17 protein-coding genes are annotated in these 17,161 nt (G+C 56.4%); 10 read left to right on the top strand and 7 right to left on the bottom strand.

The genetic code is table 11. The features are described from left to right. The first annotated feature begins 41 nt into the window (after positions 1–41). Complete coding sequence (locus ALIPUT_RS08225; protein WP_040293604.1) at positions 42–449, top strand: acyl-CoA thioesterase; 408 nt, start codon at positions 42–44, stop codon at positions 447–449. Here ALIPUT_RS08225 and ALIPUT_RS08220 read toward each other — a convergent pair. Continuing rightward, entirely contained in the window at positions 373–1,326 is a 954-nt protein-coding gene (locus ALIPUT_RS08220; RefSeq protein ID WP_004329413.1) for a DMT family transporter, read from the bottom strand. The genes ALIPUT_RS08225 and ALIPUT_RS08220 overlap by 77 nt on opposite strands. An 85-nt stretch (positions 1,327–1,411) precedes the next feature. Here ALIPUT_RS08220 and ALIPUT_RS08215 point away from each other — a divergent pair, with 85 nt between their 5' ends. Continuing rightward, complete coding sequence (locus tag ALIPUT_RS08215) at positions 1,412–2,359, top strand: DMT family transporter (protein WP_004329411.1); 948 nt, start codon at positions 1,412–1,414, stop codon at positions 2,357–2,359. A 200-nt stretch (positions 2,360–2,559) separates the two neighbouring features. On the opposite strand, the gene ALIPUT_RS08210 is transcribed toward ALIPUT_RS08215, so the two are convergent. Beyond that, positions 2,560–3,978 carry a CCA tRNA nucleotidyltransferase gene (locus ALIPUT_RS08210; RefSeq protein ID WP_004329410.1) on the bottom strand — a complete coding sequence of 473 codons (1,419 nt, stop codon included), beginning with the start codon at positions 3,976–3,978 and terminating at the stop codon, positions 2,560–2,562. Between the two features lie 146 nt (positions 3,979–4,124). Beyond that, positions 4,125–4,841, bottom strand: a complete 717-nt coding sequence (locus ALIPUT_RS08205; protein WP_004329409.1) for a pyridoxine 5'-phosphate synthase — start codon at positions 4,839–4,841, stop codon at positions 4,125–4,127. A gap of 125 nt (positions 4,842–4,966) precedes the next feature. Here ALIPUT_RS08205 and ALIPUT_RS08200 point away from each other — a divergent pair, with 125 nt between their 5' ends. The 5 genes from ALIPUT_RS08200 (at position 4,967) to ALIPUT_RS08180 (ending at position 10,430) form a co-directional block, all read left to right on the top strand. Beyond that, positions 4,967–5,848, top strand: coding sequence for an NAD(+)/NADH kinase (locus ALIPUT_RS08200; RefSeq protein ID WP_004329408.1), 882 nt, complete (start codon positions 4,967–4,969; stop codon positions 5,846–5,848). 64 nt (positions 5,849–5,912) lie between these two features. Continuing rightward, on the top strand, positions 5,913–6,644 hold the full coding sequence (locus ALIPUT_RS08195) for an isoprenyl transferase (RefSeq protein ID WP_004329407.1): 732 nt from the start codon (positions 5,913–5,915) through the stop codon (positions 6,642–6,644). Positions 6,645–6,726: 82 nt separating this feature from the next. Then, positions 6,727–9,306: an outer membrane protein assembly factor BamA gene (gene bamA / locus ALIPUT_RS08190; protein WP_004329406.1), complete on the top strand. Its 2,580-nt coding sequence runs from the start codon at positions 6,727–6,729 to the stop codon at positions 9,304–9,306. 72 nt (positions 9,307–9,378) lie between these two features. Continuing rightward, the gene (locus ALIPUT_RS08185; protein ID WP_004329405.1) at positions 9,379–9,888 is read left to right on the top strand and encodes an OmpH/Skp family outer membrane protein; all 510 of its coding nucleotides are present in this window, start codon (positions 9,379–9,381) and stop codon (positions 9,886–9,888) included. 29 nt (positions 9,889–9,917) lie between these two features. After that, complete coding sequence (locus ALIPUT_RS08180; RefSeq protein WP_004329404.1) at positions 9,918–10,430, top strand: OmpH/Skp family outer membrane protein; 513 nt, start codon at positions 9,918–9,920, stop codon at positions 10,428–10,430. A 237-nt stretch (positions 10,431–10,667) separates the two neighbouring features. On the opposite strand, the gene tamL is transcribed toward ALIPUT_RS08180, so the two are convergent. Both tamL and ALIPUT_RS08170 read right to left on the bottom strand, forming a co-directional pair. Next, positions 10,668–13,055, bottom strand: a complete 2,388-nt coding sequence (gene tamL / locus ALIPUT_RS08175; protein WP_004329403.1) for a translocation and assembly module lipoprotein TamL — start codon at positions 13,053–13,055, stop codon at positions 10,668–10,670. Between the two features lie 8 nt (positions 13,056–13,063). Continuing rightward, complete coding sequence (locus ALIPUT_RS08170) at positions 13,064–13,810, bottom strand: nitroreductase family protein (protein WP_004329401.1); 747 nt, start codon at positions 13,808–13,810, stop codon at positions 13,064–13,066. Between the two features lie 219 nt (positions 13,811–14,029). Between ALIPUT_RS08170 and dapF the strand changes: the two genes are divergently transcribed. From dapF to ALIPUT_RS08155, 3 genes are read left to right on the top strand one after another with little or no spacing between them, the layout of a single operon-like run. Next, the gene (dapF, locus tag ALIPUT_RS08165) at positions 14,030–14,842 is read left to right on the top strand and encodes a diaminopimelate epimerase (protein ID WP_004329399.1); all 813 of its coding nucleotides are present in this window, start codon (positions 14,030–14,032) and stop codon (positions 14,840–14,842) included. 23 nt (positions 14,843–14,865) lie between these two features. After that, the gene (locus ALIPUT_RS08160; protein WP_004329398.1) at positions 14,866–15,060 is read left to right on the top strand and encodes a hypothetical protein; all 195 of its coding nucleotides are present in this window, start codon (positions 14,866–14,868) and stop codon (positions 15,058–15,060) included. 14 nt (positions 15,061–15,074) lie between these two features. Next, complete coding sequence (locus ALIPUT_RS08155; RefSeq protein ID WP_004329397.1) at positions 15,075–15,893, top strand: alpha/beta fold hydrolase; 819 nt, start codon at positions 15,075–15,077, stop codon at positions 15,891–15,893. Positions 15,894–15,926: 33 nt separating this feature from the next. Here the strand turns inward: ALIPUT_RS08155 and ALIPUT_RS08150 are convergent, their stop codons facing one another. Together ALIPUT_RS08150 and trhA are read right to left on the bottom strand one after the other, a co-directional pair. Beyond that, the gene (locus ALIPUT_RS08150; protein WP_004329396.1) at positions 15,927–16,361 is read right to left on the bottom strand and encodes a GNAT family N-acetyltransferase; all 435 of its coding nucleotides are present in this window, start codon (positions 16,359–16,361) and stop codon (positions 15,927–15,929) included. Positions 16,362–16,495: 134 nt separating this feature from the next. After that, entirely contained in the window at positions 16,496–17,161 is a 666-nt protein-coding gene (gene trhA / locus ALIPUT_RS08145; RefSeq protein ID WP_040293718.1) for a PAQR family membrane homeostasis protein TrhA, read from the bottom strand.

Below are 17,161 nucleotides of genomic sequence, written 5' to 3'. Positions count from 1 at the left end.
CCAAAGGCAGCGACAGGTTCTTGCCCTAAAAGGTACACCTTATGGCACGAATCATCAAAACTCTTATTCAAAAGCGTGTTTCGGATATCGACATGTTCCAGCACGTGAACAATGTATCGCAGCAGATGTATTTCGACCTGGGCAAAGCGGATTTCTACCGGCAGGTCCTGCAGGACGACGTACTCTCCGGAACGAGCCGCATCATCACGGCCGCGACCGCGAACTCCTTCAAAGAGCAGATCCGGATGGAGGACGACATCTACGTCACGACTACGGTCGCCAAAGTAGGTAACAAGAGCATCACCCTCTTCCAGCAGATCATCGGGCGCAATGCCGCCGGGAGGGAAACGGTAAAGACCGAAAGCACCTCGGTCATGGTCGCTTTCGACTTCGACCGTCAGGAGTCGGTGACGGTGCCTGAACGCTGGAGAAGAAACCTCGCAGATTAGCTTCGCGGATCACCAGGATAATACTGGCGAAAATCAACACCCCGGCGATGATGTTGGTGCGGTCGATCTGTTCCTGGTGCCGCACGAGCGCGAGAACCGTAGCGACTACGGGCTGGATATAACGGTAAAGGGCCGTGTGGATGAAAGTGAGCTTCTCCGTGCCCCGGTAAAGCAGGTACATCGGCAGCACCGTACCCAGAACCAGCACATAAGCCAGCTCCGCCTGACCGCTCAGCGGCAGGCGCAGAAAATCCGTATCGGCAATGTATTTCCAGAAGAAGGGGGCGGTAATAAGCAACCCGATGATATAGTACCATCCCATCACCACCAACGTCCCGTACCGCTGCAACTGCGGCTTGATGATGACCGTATTGACCGCGATCGCCACCACGGCGACGAGCACCAGGGCGTTGCCCAGGCCGCTGCTGCCGGGTGCCAGCCGAAACCCCTTGTCGAACAGGAGGAAAGCCGCACCTGCGAAACCCAGCACCACACCGATACGGCGTGCCCACGTAATGTTCTTTTCCCGCAGCAGGAAATGTCCCGTCAGGATGGTGAACACCGGACCGAGGGTCGAGATCGTCGAAGCGTCGATCGGCGAGGTATAGGAAGCTCCCCACAACAGCATGAACATCCAACCATAGACGATCAGCACGGTCACGATCAAGATATTGCCGAAATCGCGCAGCGGAATGCGGTAGGACTGTTTCGAGAAAAGGGCGAAAGGAATGAAAAAAATCGACGCCGCAAGTACCTGAAGCATAAAAATCTGCTGGAAATCGAGGTAGTTGCGCGTCAAAGAGACATAAAATGAAAAATTGGCGCCGAACAACAGATTGGCGAAAATCAGATCGAAATTATAACGCAACGCTCCCATAGACGGAAAGCATAGGACAATTTTCGCACCAAGTTCCGGTTTTCTGCGTATCTTTGTCCCTGTCACCAAAAAAGGAATCAATCGAATGGAGCGCGGAGCTCTCAAAGGGCACGGAGCCCTGCTGCTGGCCAATGTCATCTGGGGACTGAACTCCCCGATCTGCAAGACCGTCCTTCTCTCGCCCGAGAACCCGGAGGGGCTCAACCATTTCGCCCTGACGGTCTATCGTCTGGTCGGGGCTTTTCTGCTCTTCTGGCTGGCATCCGCCTTCCTCCCGCGCGAACGGGTCGCCTGGCGCGACCTGGGCGGACTGTTCATCGCCTCGCTCTTCGGCATCCAGCTCGACCAGATTCTTTTCCTCTGGGGACTCTCCCTCACCTCGCCGATCAATGTCTCGATCATCGCCACCACGGTACCCATCCTCACGATGATCCTGGCGATGTTCTTTCTGCGCGAACCGATCACCCCGCTCAAGACGGGCGGCGTGCTGCTCGGCGCCGCGGGAGCCGTGCTGCTGATTCTCATCAGCAGCCGCGGTGAAAGCGGCGGCGGATCGATCGCAGGCGACATCATCACCCTCGTCAGTTCGGTCTGCTACGCCATCTACCTGACGGCCTGCCGCAAGGTGATCCTCAAATACTCGCCCGTGACCACAATGAAGTGGATGTTCTTCTTCGCAGCGATCGTAGTGGTCGTACTTTACCACCGGCCCGCCCTCGAAGTGGACTTCCCGGCCGTTCCCGCACGGGTCTGGGGCGGAGCCGCCTTCGCCATCGTACTCTCGACGTTCCTGGCCTATCTGATGGTGCCGATCGCCCAGCACTACCTGCGTCCGACGGTTATCAGCATGTACAATTACGTGCAACCCGTCGCCTCGGTGCTTTTCACGGTCGTGCTCGGGCTCGACGTTTTCGGATTCACGAAAGCCGCCGCAGCGGGCTGCATCTTCCTGGGCGTATGGCTGGTAACGATGTCCAAATCACGAAAAGACCTCGAAGCGGAACAAGCCGTCAAAATGACGGATAAGAAATAAATCGGCCGACCGCCCCAGGCGACCGGTCGTTCCGAAAAACGTGCAGCGCAAGGCGAACCCCTGCGCTGCATTTCATATACGGTCGTCCCGCCTCTCCGCACCCACACGACGGCATACGGGATCGGGATCACCCGCCTTACGATAAAAATCAAAAGGAAACAGGCCCCGGAAAACGAACCGCACGAGGAAGGGAAGGGTACTCACTGTTTTTTACGAAGTCCCCGTTCGTCCGCCAGCCGTTCCATCAAGGCGTACGCCGCCTCATAATCGTTGGGAATCTCCCCCTCCAGAATGGCCTCCTTGATGATCTCCTTGATCTCGCCGATTATGCGGGAGGGCGGAACTCCGTAGGTTTCCATGATGATCTCGCCCGTGATCGGAGGCTGGAAATTGCGGATGCGGTCCCGCTCCTCCAGGTCCTTCATCTTGCGGCGCACCAACTCGAAATTCCGCAGGTAGCGTTTCACTTTGGCGTCGATGCCGGACGTAATATCCGCCTCGCAGAGGGTCATCAGTTTCTCCACGTCGTCCCCGGCCTCGAACAACAGCCGCCGCACCGCAGAATCGGTCACCATATCTTCCGAAAGGATAATGGGACGCAGATGCAGAAAGACCATCTTCCGCACGAACTTCATATGCTCGTTCATGGGCAACTTCAACGCTCGGAAAATGGCGGGCACCATCTTCGAGCCGACCACTTCGTGCGAATGGAACGTCCAACCCACCTGAGGATCGTAAGCCTTCGTCAGCGGCTTGCCGATGTCGTGCAGGATCGCCGCCCAACGCAGCCAGAGATCGTCGCTCACGGCCGCCACGTTGTCGAGGACCTTGAGCGTATGGTAGAAATTGTCCTTATGGGCGTGTTGTCCCCGCCGTTCGACACCTTTGAGACGCTGCATCTCGGGGAAAATCAGCTCCAGCAGCCCCGTCCGCTCCAACAGGTCGAATCCTACGGACGGAACGGGCGAGAGAACGATCTTATTGAGTTCGACGGCGATGCGCTCCCGCGAAACGATGCCGATACGCTCCCTGTTGCGGACGATCGCCTCGAAAGTTTCGGGGAAGAGCCGGAAATTCAGTTGCGAAGCGAAGCGCACGGCCCGCATCATCCGCAGCGGATCATCCGAAAAGGTGACATCCGGGTCGCACGGCGTGCGGATGATCCCCTCATGCAGATCCCGCATCCCGTCGAAAGGATCGACCAGGCGGCCGAAATCCTCCTCCCCGAGCGACCAGGCCATCGCGTTGATGGTAAAGTCGCGGCGCCGCTGGTCGTCTTCGAGCGTCCCCGCCTCGACCTGCGGCTTGCGCGAATCGCGCACGTAAGACTCCTTGCGGGCTCCCACGAACTCGACTTCGACACCCTTGGTTCGGAGCGCCGCCGTGCCGAAAGTCTTATAGACGGACACCTTGGTCCGCAGTTCCCGACCCAGCTCCTCGGCCAGCCCGATACCGCTGCCCACGACCACGACGTCAATGTCGGTAGAAGGCCGCCCGAGGTAGAAATCGCGGACATACCCTCCGACGACGAAGGCCGGAACGCCCTGCCGGGAGGCAATCGCGGAGATCTGCCGGAAAACCGGCAGGGACAGAGGAGCTGTGGAATCGTTTTTTTTCACGGAATAAAATCAGAATTTTAACAACATTACGACCTGCCTCCCGCCTCCGTTTCGATACGGAACGGACGAAACTGCCCCGCGACGGCCCGTCGAAGAGCGAGCCATCCGCCGGGAAAGCGGCTTCGGAGCGAATGCCGGGCGAATTTTCAGAACGTCAGTTCACGGCGGTAAAGCCGCACGGTATTTTCGAGCCCGTAATAGAGAGCGTCGCAGATCAGCGCGTGCCCGATCGAAACCTCGTCCGTCCAAGGAATCCGCTCGACGAAATAGCGCAGATTCTCCAGATTGAGGTCGTGGCCCGCATTGAGCCCCAGACCGCAACGGCGAGCCTCCTCAGCTGCCCGGACATAAGGCTCGATCGCCCGTTCGCGCCCGGCGGCGAAATCCCGGGCATAGGCCTCGGTGTACAGCTCCACCCGGTCGGCTCCGCACTCCTTCGCCCCTGCAACCATCTCGGCGACGGGATCGACGAAAATCGAAACCCGGATTCCCCCGGCCTGAAATTCAGCGGTCACCTCCCGCAGAAAATCGCGGTACTTCACCGTATTCCATCCGGCATTGGAGGTGATGGCGTTCTCGGCATCGGGCACGAGCGTCACTTGCGCCGGACGCACTTCGAGCACCAGTTCGCGGAACGAAGGGATCGGATTACCCTCGATATTGAACTCGGTCGTCAGCACTTTCTTCAGGTCGCGCACGTCCGAATAACGGATATGGCGGGCGTCGGGACGGGGATGCACCGTAATCCCCTGCGCTCCGAAGCGCTCGCAGTCCAGTGCCGCACGTACCACGTCGGGAAGATTGCCGCCGCGCGAATTGCGCACCACGGCGATCTTATTGATGTTCACACTCAGTTTTGTCATAAAAAACTCTATTTACCCAAAAACGACAGGCAATCCGTCAAACTTTACCCGCAAACCCGCACGATTGCTCTCACCTTTTCGTATCTTTGCGGAGGTAAAGTTAATTATTTTTCCAGACACGACGGATGAAAATCATACTTTTTTCCCGGCAGGGCGTCGTCCACACGGCCGGCGACCTGCATCAGATGTTCGACGCGATCGCCCGTTTCGGGTTCGATTACGCGGTCAATGAGGAGTTCGCTCCCCAGATCGAACGGCTCACCGGCATATCCATCGATGCGGCCCACCGTTACGGGCGGCCGATGGGTCCCCAGCCTGCGGAGTCGGTGCTGGTATGTTACGGCGGCGACGGTACGCTTTTGGATGGCATTCACCGGCTGGGAGGGGCCGAAATCCCCGTCATAGGCATCAACTCGGGACATCTGGGTTTTCTGACGAGCGTACCCCGCAACGGCTGCATCGGCGATGTCTTCGAGCTGATCGCCGCCGGCAAACTCGAATGTCAGCCCCGATCGATGCTCGAGGTCACGGGCGACTTCGGCGACGGCATCTCGACCCGCTATGCGGTCAATGAAGTGGTCATCCAGCGCCAGGGCGCGGGCATGATCTCGGTCGAAACGTACGTGAACGACCAAATGGTCGCCACCTATCACGGCGACGGACTGATCGTCAGCACGCCGACCGGCTCGACGGCCTATTCGCTCAGCGTGGGCGGTCCGGTCGTCGCCCCCCAATGCGCCTGCCTGGTGCTCTCGCCCGTCGCGCCCCACAACCTGACGATGCGCCCGGTCGTGATTCCCTCGTCGAGTGACGTGCGGCTCAAGGTACACGCCCGGCACGCCGAAATATCGATCGCCACCGACAACGAAACCTGTCCGATTCCCGAAGGAGCCGAATTCAAAGTCCGCCTGGCTTCCAGACGCTTTTTTCTGGCGGTCCCGCACAATATATCGTTTTACGACACGTTACGCAAGAAAATGATGTGGGGAGTGGATATCCGAAGCTGACGAAAAACCCCTGTTTGCCGGAAATTCTTTCGCTTTCGGATTTTATTCCCTATATTTGCATGCTATGAGCGAGCAAAAACGCATACCTCGACACGTCGCCATTATCATGGACGGCAACGGACGCTGGGCCGCGCAACACGGGCTGGAGCGTTTCGAAGGTCATATCCGGGGTGTGGAGTCCGTGCGCCGGGCAATCCAGGCCGCGACCCGTCACGGGGTTCGCTACCTGACGCTTTATGCTTTCTCGACCGAAAACTGGGGACGCCCCGCCGCAGAGGTCGATGCCCTGATGGAGCTCTTCTGCAAGAGCATAATCAACGAAACGCCCGAACTGGCTGCTCAGGGAGTGCGCGTGCGGATCATCGGCGACAAAAGCCGTTTCCCCGAAAAAGTAAAACACCACCTGGATCAGATCGAAAACCGAACGGCTACCGGGAAACGCCTTACGCTGCAACTGGCCCTCAACTACTCTTCCCGCAGCGAAATCGTCCATGCGATGCAGGGTCTGGCACGCCGTGCCGCAGCCGGCATCTTCTCTCCGGAAGAGATTTCCGAGCAGACGGTTTCCGAAGCGCTCTATACGGCGGGCTGTCCCGACCCCGACCTGCTGATACGCACCAGCGGCGAACAACGGCTCAGCAATTTCCTGCTGTGGCAGGCTGCCTACGCCGAACTCTTTTTCACCCCCGTATTATGGCCCGACTTTACCGAAGAGGATTTCGCGCAGGCACTCGACGAATATGCCCGGCGCGAAAGGCGTTTCGGACTGGTAAAAAATAATGAACGTATTCGGTAAGCGAGTGCATCACGAGTTTACTCGCTACACTGAACGGAGAGAATGAAGAAAGAAACTCTAGAGAGAAGTTAGACGACACACGATGAATCATCCAGGCAAAGTATTTCTGACACTGACGGCCGCCCTGCTGCTGCTCTGTCCCCAGATATTCGCGCAGGAGCCCTCCGGCGAGGCGGCTCCGCCCCCGGCCGAACAGACGGATCAGGACGAGGATACGAACCAGCTTTTACAGCAATTCGAAAAAGCCCCGACGCTCGAAGGCGGTACCCAGAAACTTTACCACATCCGCAACGTCAATATTCACGGGGCGCAATACATTGACAACAGCATTCTGCGAGCTTCGTCGGGTCTTATCCCGGGCGATTCGATATACCTGCCCAGCAACTTCATCTCGACAGCCATCACCCGCCTGTGGAACCAGCGCCTCTTTTCGGACATCCGCGTCGGTGCGACCATCGAAGGCGACAGCCTCGACCTGGAAGTTTTCCTGAAGGAACGTCCCCGCGTCAATTACTGGCGTTTCGAGGGCATCTCCAAAAGCAACCAGAAAGACCTGCTCGAAAAGCTCAAACTCAAGCGCGGCACCGAGCTTTCGGACTACGTGATCGACAAGAACTCGAAGCTCATTCACAAATACTACGCAGACAAAGGTTTCCGCAACGCCGAAGTATCGGTCCGCATCGACAACGACTCGATACTGAAGCAGGCCGTAAACGTGACCTTCATCGTCGATCGCAAACGTAAAATCAAAATCGGAGAGATCAATTTCACGGGCAACGAAGAATTTTCCGACAAACGTCTGCGCCGCACCTTCAAGAAAACCCACCAGAAAAGCCTCAACTTCTTCCGGGGGGCGAAATTCAACGAAGAAGATTTCGAAAACGACAAGGAGCTGCTGCTCGACTTTTACAATTCGAAAGGTTTCCGCAACGCCAACATCGTCGCCGATTCGATCTACGCGATCAACGACAAGCGTATGGGTATCACGCTGGACATTTCGGAAGGCAACAAGTACTACATCCGCAATGTTTCCTGGATCGGCAACTCGGTCTATGAAACCGACGAACTGGCTCGGATGTTCGGTGTCGAAAAAGGCTCGATTTACGACAAAAAATCGATGTACAAGCGCCTGGGCATCGGCGCCTACTACAATCCGGACGAACCGTCCATCACCAATCTCTACAAAGATCAGGGCTACCTCACCTCGCAGATCGACCCGGCCGAAATCATCATCGGCAAAGACTCGATCGACCTGGAGGTCCGCGTATTCGAAGGCAAACAATTCACCATCAACAATGTCGGCATTTCGGGCAATATGCGGCTCGACGACGAGGTGATCCGCCGTGAACTCTACACGCGGCCGGGCGAACTCTACAACCAGTCGCTGTTGTTCCAGACCATCCGCACCCTGGGTTCGATGGGACATTTCACGGCCGAAGCGATCGCTCCGGACATTCAGCCCGTCGTCAATTCGGACGAATTGGTCGATATCAACTGGCCGCTCGAGGAGATCGCCAGCGACCAGTTCCAGATCGCCGGCGGTTGGGGCGGCGGTACGTTCGTGGGTTCGGTGGGTGTCACACTGAACAACCTCTCGATCAAAAACTTCTTCAAGAAAGGCGCCTGGAGACCCTACCCGATGGGACAGAACCAGCGGCTGTCGATCAGCGCCCAAACCAACGGTACTTACTACAAAGCCTTCGCAATCAGCTTCACCGATCCCTGGATGGGCGGGCGAAAACCGAACTCCTTCACGATTTCGGCTCACTATTCCGATGAGAACAACGCCTATTACGCCTGGCAGAAAGGTACCCGTTATTTCCGCACCGCCGGTGTCGCGGCGGGACTCGGCAAGCGTCTGGACTGGCCCGACCCGTACTTCACGTTCTATGCGGAAGCCAGCTACGAGCGCTACATGCTGAAGGACTGGAACACCTTCGTACTCAAGAACGGTGCGGCAAACCTGCTGTCGATCCGCCTGGTATTGGGACGAAATTCGGTGGATCAGCCGATCTATCCCCGCAGGGGTTCCGATTTCAGCGTTTCGGTGCAGCTCACTCCTCCCTATTCGCTGTGGGACGGCAAGGATTACAAAAGCACGGCTTTAAGCGAACAGGAACGCTACAACTGGATCGAATTCCACAAGTGGATGCTCAAAGGCCAATGGTTCACTCCGCTGACCCGCAACGGCAACCTGGTGCTGATGGCCCGCGCAGAAATGGGATACCTGGGACATTACAATAAAAACAAGGTATCGCCCTTCGAACGGTTCGAAGTCGGCGGCGACGGCATGACGGGCTATAATATGTACGGTATCGACATTATCTCCATGCGCGGTTACGACGACGGAGCGCTCGATCCCGTAGGCAGCAACTATTCGTGTGCCTACAACAAATACACGATGGAGCTCCGCTATCCGCTCCTGCTCAAGGGACAGACCAACATCTACGTACTGGGATTCCTGGAAGGAGGCAACGGATTCACCTCGTGGAAGGAGTTCTCCCCGTTCAAGATCAAACGGTCGGCGGGTATCGGCGTGCGCCTCTTCCTGCCGGTCGTAGGCATGGTGGGAGTCGATTGGGGCTGGGGCTTCGACCCGGCCGCAGGACAGACCAAGCGCAGCGGCAGCCACATCCATTTCACGATGGGTATGCAGTTCTAAACCGGCGGAAGTTGGCAATAAATTTGAAGAAACAGGGTTATACTTATAAAAGATAACTAAAAAATAAACGGTATGAAACGGATCCTTTTGCTCGTACTCGCCTTCACGGCAGCCATAGGCTCGCTTTCGGCACAGAACTACATCGTGGTAAACAGCGAAAAAGTATTCAAGTCGATCGACGAATATAACAAAGCACTCGACACGCTCGACCAACTGGCCAAAAGCTATCAGCAGCAGGTCGATCTCAAATTCGAAGAGGTCGAAGCCCTCTACAACAACTATAAGGCGCAGGAAATGTCCCTTTCGGCTTCGTCACGACAGGCCCGGCAAAACCTGATTCTCACCCGGGAAGAGGAGGCCAGCAAATTCCAGGAGGAGATCTTCGGCCAGGACGGTACCCTTATGAAAAAACGGATCGAGCTGATCCAGCCGATCCAGAAACGGGTATTCGACGCCATTGCGAACTATGCCGCACAAAACGGGTATGAGCTGGTTCTCGATGCGGCTTCGAACCCCACGCTGCTTTACAATTCAGAAAAAATCGACCACACTCAGGCCCTCATCGAATTTATGAAAAAGTAAGAAATATCGAATCAAATCAATAAATCCGTATGAAAAAACTCATTAAATTAACCCTCGTGGTTGCCTTGGTACTGGGAAGCAGTTCCCTGTTCGCACAGAAGCTGGGCCGTATCAATCTCGAAGAGATCATTACCCTTATGCCGGAATACAAGGAGATGATGACCAACATGGAGGCGTACAGCAAAGATCTGCGCGACAACCTGGAAACGATTCAGGTCGAGCTGAACACCAAGTACAACGATTTCCAGAAAAACAAAGCGACCTACTCGGAGGTAACCCGCCAACTGAAGGAGAAAGAATTGACCGACCTGCAAAACCGTCTGCAAGAGTTCTACCAGAGCGCACAGGAAGACTTGCAGAAAAAGGAGAAGGAGCTGACCGACCCGATCGTCGCCAAGGCTCAGGAGGCCGTCAAGAAGGTGGCGCAAAAGGGAGCTTACGTCGCCGTATTCAATACGACCATCCCCTCGATGGTCTATTACGACGAAGCAGCCATGACCGATTTGAGCACCGAAGTCAAGGCCGAGCTAGGGATTCAATAAACGGCAACGCATCGACAACAAAAAGCGTCCGCTTCGGATTTCGAAGCGGACGCTTTATTTCTTCCAAAAGTCCTTTCCGAGCTGCGGAAATCAAAGTTCAACATATCCTTCCCCTGCCGACACGAACTCCGTGCAGACGAATCATCCTCGCCCGACAGCGGCTCCATACACAGCCCCGGCCGCCGCAGTGAAAAATCCGGTACACCGCCCGCTCCGGCCCATATTCCCATATCGGCATCAGAACGGATAACCTACTCCGAAATTAAGCGCCGTATTCTTCCACTTGAAATTGTGGATCCACCGTTGTCCGGCAGGTGCATTGGGGTTGTGGATCTGTATGCCCCAGTCCAGACGCAGTACGGCAAATTTGATGTCCAGGCGCAGACCGATACCGGCATCGAAGCCCAGTTGCCTGTAGAAACTGTCGAAATGGAAAACCGCAGCGGGCGAAGGCGCGGAATGCCGGTCGGCAAACCAGATATTGCCCACATCGACGAACGTCGCTCCGTGAAACATCCCCCAAATCGGGAAGCGCAATTCGAGATTGGCCTCCAGCTTCATATCGCCCAGTTGTGTAGGGAAAACCGCATCTTCCGGCTCCGGAACAGCCCCCGGCCCCAACATACGGGGTGCCCAACCGCGCATGCTGTTGGCACCGCCCGCATAAAACAGACGGTCGAAGGGAATCGAAGTCGAATTGCCGTACGCCATACCGTAACCGCCGTAAAGCCGTCCCACGAGAGCCGTCACCTCACCGAGCATGATCTTGCGGCTCACACTCAAATCGGCCCGGAAATATTGCGAATATTGAAGACCGAAAACCTCGTAATAGTCCTTCCCGGCCGCCGGACGCGAGAAGAGGTGCATCAGGCCGTCGAGCAGGTTGCCCGCCATCTCGTAATTGAAGCGGAGCAGCGTCGCGTTTCCGCCCAGATGCTTGCGCTGATTGTTATAGACATAACTGAACGAAAGGCCGCTGATGAACTGCGACTCGTAACTTCGCTTGAGATATTCGTTCTGGAGATGATCCAGGAAATCCTCCCTATTGACATACCCCATATCGATCACGTTGATATCGATCGGACGCAGCGAATAGCTCGAATACTTCAAATCGCTCCACGAATATCCCCAAGCCACGCTGGAAAGGGTACGCCGATAATAAGGGCGATCCTGGAAATTGATGCCGAATTCGAGCCGGGTCCGGGGCATCTGGATCGACTGCCACCGCTGGGTTCGGAAAGGCAGCAGGAAACGGGGAAACTGCAAACCCATATTGACTCCGAATTCGATGGCGTTGCGCTTGCGGGCACTCGGAGTTTTCATATACTCGTACCCTACCGAGAACGAAACGTCGAAAGACTCCGCTCCCCGGAAAATATTGCGGTTCTGATACCCCACCGTCGCCCGCAATCCGTAGAAACTCGACGTCGTACTTCCTTCCAGCTCTATCTTATACCCCTGCTTCAAGGCCGGAATGCACTGGATGTCGCACTGGAGATAGCCCTCGCGGGTCTGATGTACCGAATCGGCCGGCTCCTTGCCTTCGCCCACGAAAGTCACGTAGTTATCCTTTGCCACACTGTCGGCCTGCTCGTTGAAAATGACGTTGGCGCTTTTGAAATAGCCCATCGACATAATCTGGTTGTACGTCTGATCGACCCGGTTAATGTTATAGACGTAGTTCGGATAGATCGGCACGATCTGTCGCAGCACCGAAGGACGTATGTTGGGACGCTTGTTGTCCTTGTGGTACACCACGTTCAACCCCCGGTAGTAGATCGTGTCGAGTCCCTTGCGGTAGTCGGGAGCAATAGCCGCCGTAGGATCGTAATTGGGAAAAATATTGATCTGGTCGATACGGTAAACCGTATTGTTGCGCAGAATCGGATAACCCTGCTCGTTATAACCGGCCAGATGCTGCTTGACGATCATCTTCAGGTCCACCAGATGATTGCCGCCGAGCGTGTCGGCTTCATACTCGATGTTATTGACCGTAAAATTGTAATAGCCGCGCTGTTTGAGGTAGGTGGTGATGCGCTGCCGCTCCTGGTCAAGGACCTCCATGTCGAACACCTCGCCCGTACGGAGCAGCGAATGTACCGTATCGGGCAGGATGATCTGCTCGAGGAACCGATCGCGGAAATCGTACGAAAGGCGGTTGATGCGGTAAGGCTCGCGCTGTACGGTGCGGTAGGTGATGAAAGCCCGCTTTTTCCGCGACGTGGTATCGACTTCGTAAGTCGCCTGCGAAGAGAAGAACCCCCGATAGTCCATGTAAACCTTCAGGTTGCGGACCGACTGCTCCGTGAGGCTCATATCCAGCAGCACGGGCGCTTCGCCGATACGCCGTTTGAACCGGTTCCACCAATTATCCTTTTCGGGATCGGCCTGCTCATAAACCCAGACGTAAAAATTGAGTCCCAGGAACCGTTTATTCGGATTCTGACGGATGAATTTCCGCAGGTCGGAAGCCGGAATACGCTCTTTTTTAGGCGTTTCCTTATCGGCTTCTACGGTCACCTTCTGCACCAGATAACTTTCCTCGGGAAGTTTGCGCGTGACACTGCACGACACCCCCGCGAGCACCGCCAGCAAAAAGACGAATATGACCGGCAACCGTTTCAAGACTTCCGTTAATTGTTGAAGAAACCCTGTTTTTTCAGCAGCGCGAAATAGTTGCGCGAAATAGCCAGGTTATCTTCGGCACGATACCTGTTGCGCGTGAAAATCTGTGCCAGATTCGGCAGGCCGTTCTCCTCGAGCAGCCGCCGGGTCTCTTCCGACGTCTCCTTCTCGGCCCAGAGTTCGTCGATCTCCGACGAGGTGTAATGATGGTATTTCTCGCAATGCACGACCGCATCGAGCGGCAGGCGGTCGGTCAGTTCGGGCGACTCGTCGGGATGCCCCACCACGATCGTCGTCACGGGAATCACCCCTTTGGGAAGATCGAGGATGCGGGCGATCTCCTCGGCCGTATAGATGGTCGTACCGAGGTAACAGATTCCCAACCCGTGCGCTTCGGCCTCGACACACAGGTTCTGCGCCGCCAGCAGCGCATCGGTCACCCCGTTGAGAAACCAGGCGAAATTATCGTAGCACGGCTCGGCATCGCGCTGTTCGCACCACATCGAAAAACGGTGGACATCGGCACAAACCGTAATCACGCAGGGAGCCTGCGTAACCATCGGCTGATTGAAATGACACGGGGCCAATGCCTCGCGCAATTCCCGGCTCTGAGTAACGATCAGACTGTAAAGCTGCATATTGCCGCACGTCGAGGCACGCGAGGCGGCTTCGAGCATGTCTTGCAGCACCTCCGGCGCAATAGGCTCAGAGCGGAATTTTCGGATCGAACGGTGTTTTGCAAGCAATGTTTTCATACGGATTATAAGTTACGTAACAAATTCACGCAAAAGTAGTAAAACTTTTAGAATTTTATTATTTTTGTCCGCGTTAAAGCTGGTTGGAACCTATTTTGCAGCGCCCCGGAAAAACCCTCTTCCGTCCCGGACATACACGCGTTTTCAGGATGCAAGAGAAGTGCCGAACGGCTCCGACCTCCGAACCGGAATAGCGACAAAGCCGATATTTCAGAACAGATGCAAATGCGATTCGCAAAATACGAAGGTGCCGGCAACGACTTCATCCTGCTCGACCTGCGGAACGGCGGAGCGACTCCCCAAAGCGCGGAGATCGCCCGTCTGTGCGACCGCCATTTCGGCATCGGAGCCGACGGTCTGATGACGCTCGCCGCTTCCGCCGTATCCGGCTGCGACTGTTCGATGCGCTACTACAACGCCGACGGCTCGCCGGGCGAGATGTGCGGCAACGGAGGCCGCTGCTTCGCCCTGTTTGCCCATCACCTGGGCATCGGCGGCGACATCAAGCGGTTCGACTCGACGGACGGCATCCACGAAGCCAGGATGCTTCGTATCGACGGGCTGCGAAGCACCGTAGAGCTGGGAATGATCGACGTCGAACGGATCGACCGGGGCGACGGATACTGGTTCCTCGATACGGGCGTTCCCCACTACGTCGAATTCACGGACGACCTCGAAGCCGTGGACGTCATCGGACGCGGACGCCGGATACGCTACGACAAACGCTTCGCCAAAGGCACCAACGTCAATTTCGTCAAGGTAGTCGGTCCCGGGCATATCGCCGTCCGCACCTACGAACGCGGCGTGGAGGACGAAACCCTCGCCTGCGGCACGGGATCGACCGCTGCGGCGCTGGTCACCCACCTCGCGGCCCAGCCTTCCGTCACAGCGTTCCGCATCGACGTACGCGGCGGACGGCTCGGCATCGCCTTCGACGAGCCGAAACCCGGCATCTACACCCGCATCCGCCTTTCGGGAGAGGCCCGCAAAGTATTCGAAGGCAGCTACGATACCGCCAACTTTCAATCCTAAATCTATTTTTTCTTCTCCGATCCATGAAAACGAACAAGGGATTCCGCGACGAAAACCATGCGGACGAACTTCGTAAGGCCAAACGGCTCGAGCCGATCCACAAAAGCGGCAAGGAACGCCACACCATCTACCGCGAACTCGACGACGAGGAAGACGATGCGCCCGCACGCCCCAAGCGGGAATCGGCGTTCGACTATTTCGACGACGAGGAAAACTGAAAATCCACCCGACAATGGTTGAAAAATTCATTACGGCAGGCGACACGCCCGTCCATGTGTGCGACTCCGAAAAAGGAGACCGGTGCGCGGTCCTGTTGCACGGTTATCTGGAGTCGATGCTCGTCTGGGACGATTTCGTCCCCTATCTTTACAAACAGGTACGCGTGATTACGCTCGACCTGCCGGGGCACGGGATCTCGGTGGTCAAAGGGCCTGTACACACGATGGAATACCTGGCCGATGTGGTGAAGGATACGCTCGATGCGCTCGGTATCGCCCGCTGTACCCTGGTGGGACATTCGATGGGCGGTTACGTCGCCCTGGCTTTCTGCGAGAAATACCCCGAACGGCTCGACGGCGTGGTGCTGCTCAGTTCGACGCCGGACGCCGATACGGACGAAAAGAAAGAAAACCGCCTGCGGGAAATCAAATTGGTCGAAGCAGGCAAAAAGGACGCGCTGGCCCGCGTAGCTCCCGAAGCGGGCTTCGCTCCCGAAAACCGGCCGCGAATGCGCGACGAGATCGAAGATCTGGTCGAACAGGTATTCGTCACCGAAGACGAAGGGATCGCAGCCCTGCTGCGCGGTATGATCGAGCGGCCCGACCGCAACGAAATGCTCCGCCGCTCTGCGGTGCGGCAGCTCTTCATCTTCGGTAAGCACGACGGCTATATTCCCCTCGAAAAAGCCGAAGCACTGGCGGCGGCCCATCCTCAGGCTCGCATCGCCTGGCTCGAACATTCGGGACACATGGGATTCCTCGAAGAACCCGAAATCACGGCTCGGGCCCTGTTGGATTTTATGGGAACGGAAAACGAACCGGAATCCCGATAGCGAAAGTTTCCTAAAAGGGAAACTTTTTCATTTTTATTTCTCCAGACGCAGATGCAGAATCGGAAACGGCCGGTCGGCATCGTCCGTTTCGCTACGCCCGACAACCGCAAACCCCATACGCAGGTAAAAACCCACCGCCTGCGGATTCTGTTCATTGACATCGACCGAATCAGCTCCCTGGCGGGCGACGGCCCACTCCACCAACTTGCGTCCGCAGCCTCTGCCCCGGTATTCGGGCCGAACGAACAACATGGCGATATGACTTCCGTTCAGACCGATGAACGCCACGATACGCCCCGCATCCCGCAGGCAGCGAAGTTCGACCGCCGGCAGGTAGCGGACAGGCAACAGAGAACGCAATTCCCGAATATCCGCCTCGGAGAGAAAATCATGGGTAGCCCGCACGGAAGCCTCCCACACTTCGGCCAGCTCTTCGAAATCGTCCGGTCCGACCTTTACAACGCTCATCTGTCAATGATTAAAATATATCCGACGATCGCTTATTCGCGGTACTGGCCGCGTTTATGATTCCGAACTGTTCCCAAATCCCTTCCTCCGAAAGAATCTGCATTGTTACGCCCGGCATATAAGCGAATTCATTATCAACCGATAAAAAAGACGATCCCCGCCAGATGCGACAACAGCGCCAGGTCGATAAACAGATGCCAGACCAGGTGGTGGTAGCGGAATCCCTTCTTCGCATAAACGATCGCTCCGGCCGTATAGAGGACCCCGCCCAGCAGGATCAGCAACAGCAGAGGCAGCGAAGCGTTCCGAATCAGCCGAGGCAGGAAAAAGATCGCCGTCCAGCCCATCACCAGATAAATCGTCAGGCTCAAAGCCGGGATGGAACGCCGGGCCAGCGTCTTATACAGAATACCCAGCAGAACGGCCGTCCACTGCAAAACGGTGACGAAGACACCCTGCCAGCCGCCGATCACGAGCAGCGCTACGGGGGTATAGGTTCCGGCGATGGCGACGAAGATGAAGATATGGTCGAGCTTGTGGAAAACGGCCTTGTGCTTCGAATCCGGGCGCATCGAATGGTAGAGCGTCGAAGCGAGCAACATCAGAAAGATCGAAATGACGCAGACGCTTACCGACACCGACGCCAGCACGGGCCGGGCATCGTGCAGATAGGTCCACACCGCAGCGAAAGGCAGCAGACAAAGGGTCAGCGGCAGCATCACGGCATGCGAAACCGTGTTGGCCACCTCCTCGCCGTAGGTGGGTACGTAGGGCAAACGGACTTTTTCCTCTTTTTTCAT

The sequence above is a fragment of the Alistipes putredinis DSM 17216 genome (assembly GCF_000154465.1).
Lineage (GTDB): Bacteria > Bacteroidota > Bacteroidia > Bacteroidales > Rikenellaceae > Alistipes > Alistipes putredinis.
This window is presented reverse-complemented; position numbering and strand designations above follow the sequence as displayed.

Excerpts from the sequence above, each read along its gene's own strand:
- ALIPUT_RS08225 (WP_040293604.1), top strand. The coding sequence starts at position 42 with ATGGCACGAATCATCAAAACTCTTATTCAAAAGCGTGTTTCGGATATC.
- ALIPUT_RS08220 (WP_004329413.1), bottom strand. The coding sequence starts at position 1,326 with ATGGGAGCGTTGCGTTATAATTTCGATCTGATTTTCGCCAATCTGTTG.
- ALIPUT_RS08215 (WP_004329411.1), top strand. The coding sequence starts at position 1,412 with ATGGAGCGCGGAGCTCTCAAAGGGCACGGAGCCCTGCTGCTGGCCAAT.
- ALIPUT_RS08205 (WP_004329409.1), bottom strand. The coding sequence starts at position 4,841 with ATGACAAAACTGAGTGTGAACATCAATAAGATCGCCGTGGTGCGCAAT.
- ALIPUT_RS08200 (WP_004329408.1), top strand. The coding sequence starts at position 4,967 with ATGAAAATCATACTTTTTTCCCGGCAGGGCGTCGTCCACACGGCCGGC.
- ALIPUT_RS08195 (WP_004329407.1), top strand. The coding sequence starts at position 5,913 with ATGAGCGAGCAAAAACGCATACCTCGACACGTCGCCATTATCATGGAC.
- bamA (WP_004329406.1), top strand. The coding sequence starts at position 6,727 with ATGAATCATCCAGGCAAAGTATTTCTGACACTGACGGCCGCCCTGCTG.
- ALIPUT_RS08185 (WP_004329405.1), top strand. The coding sequence starts at position 9,379 with ATGAAACGGATCCTTTTGCTCGTACTCGCCTTCACGGCAGCCATAGGC.
- ALIPUT_RS08180 (WP_004329404.1), top strand. The coding sequence starts at position 9,918 with ATGAAAAAACTCATTAAATTAACCCTCGTGGTTGCCTTGGTACTGGGA.
- ALIPUT_RS08170 (WP_004329401.1), bottom strand. The coding sequence starts at position 13,810 with ATGAAAACATTGCTTGCAAAACACCGTTCGATCCGAAAATTCCGCTCT.
- dapF (WP_004329399.1), top strand. The coding sequence starts at position 14,030 with ATGCAAATGCGATTCGCAAAATACGAAGGTGCCGGCAACGACTTCATC.
- ALIPUT_RS08160 (WP_004329398.1), top strand. The coding sequence starts at position 14,866 with ATGAAAACGAACAAGGGATTCCGCGACGAAAACCATGCGGACGAACTT.
- ALIPUT_RS08155 (WP_004329397.1), top strand. The coding sequence starts at position 15,075 with ATGGTTGAAAAATTCATTACGGCAGGCGACACGCCCGTCCATGTGTGC.
- ALIPUT_RS08150 (WP_004329396.1), bottom strand. The coding sequence starts at position 16,361 with ATGAGCGTTGTAAAGGTCGGACCGGACGATTTCGAAGAGCTGGCCGAA.
- trhA (WP_040293718.1), bottom strand. The coding sequence starts at position 17,161 with ATGAAAAAAGAGGAAAAAGTCCGTTTGCCCTACGTACCCACCTACGGC.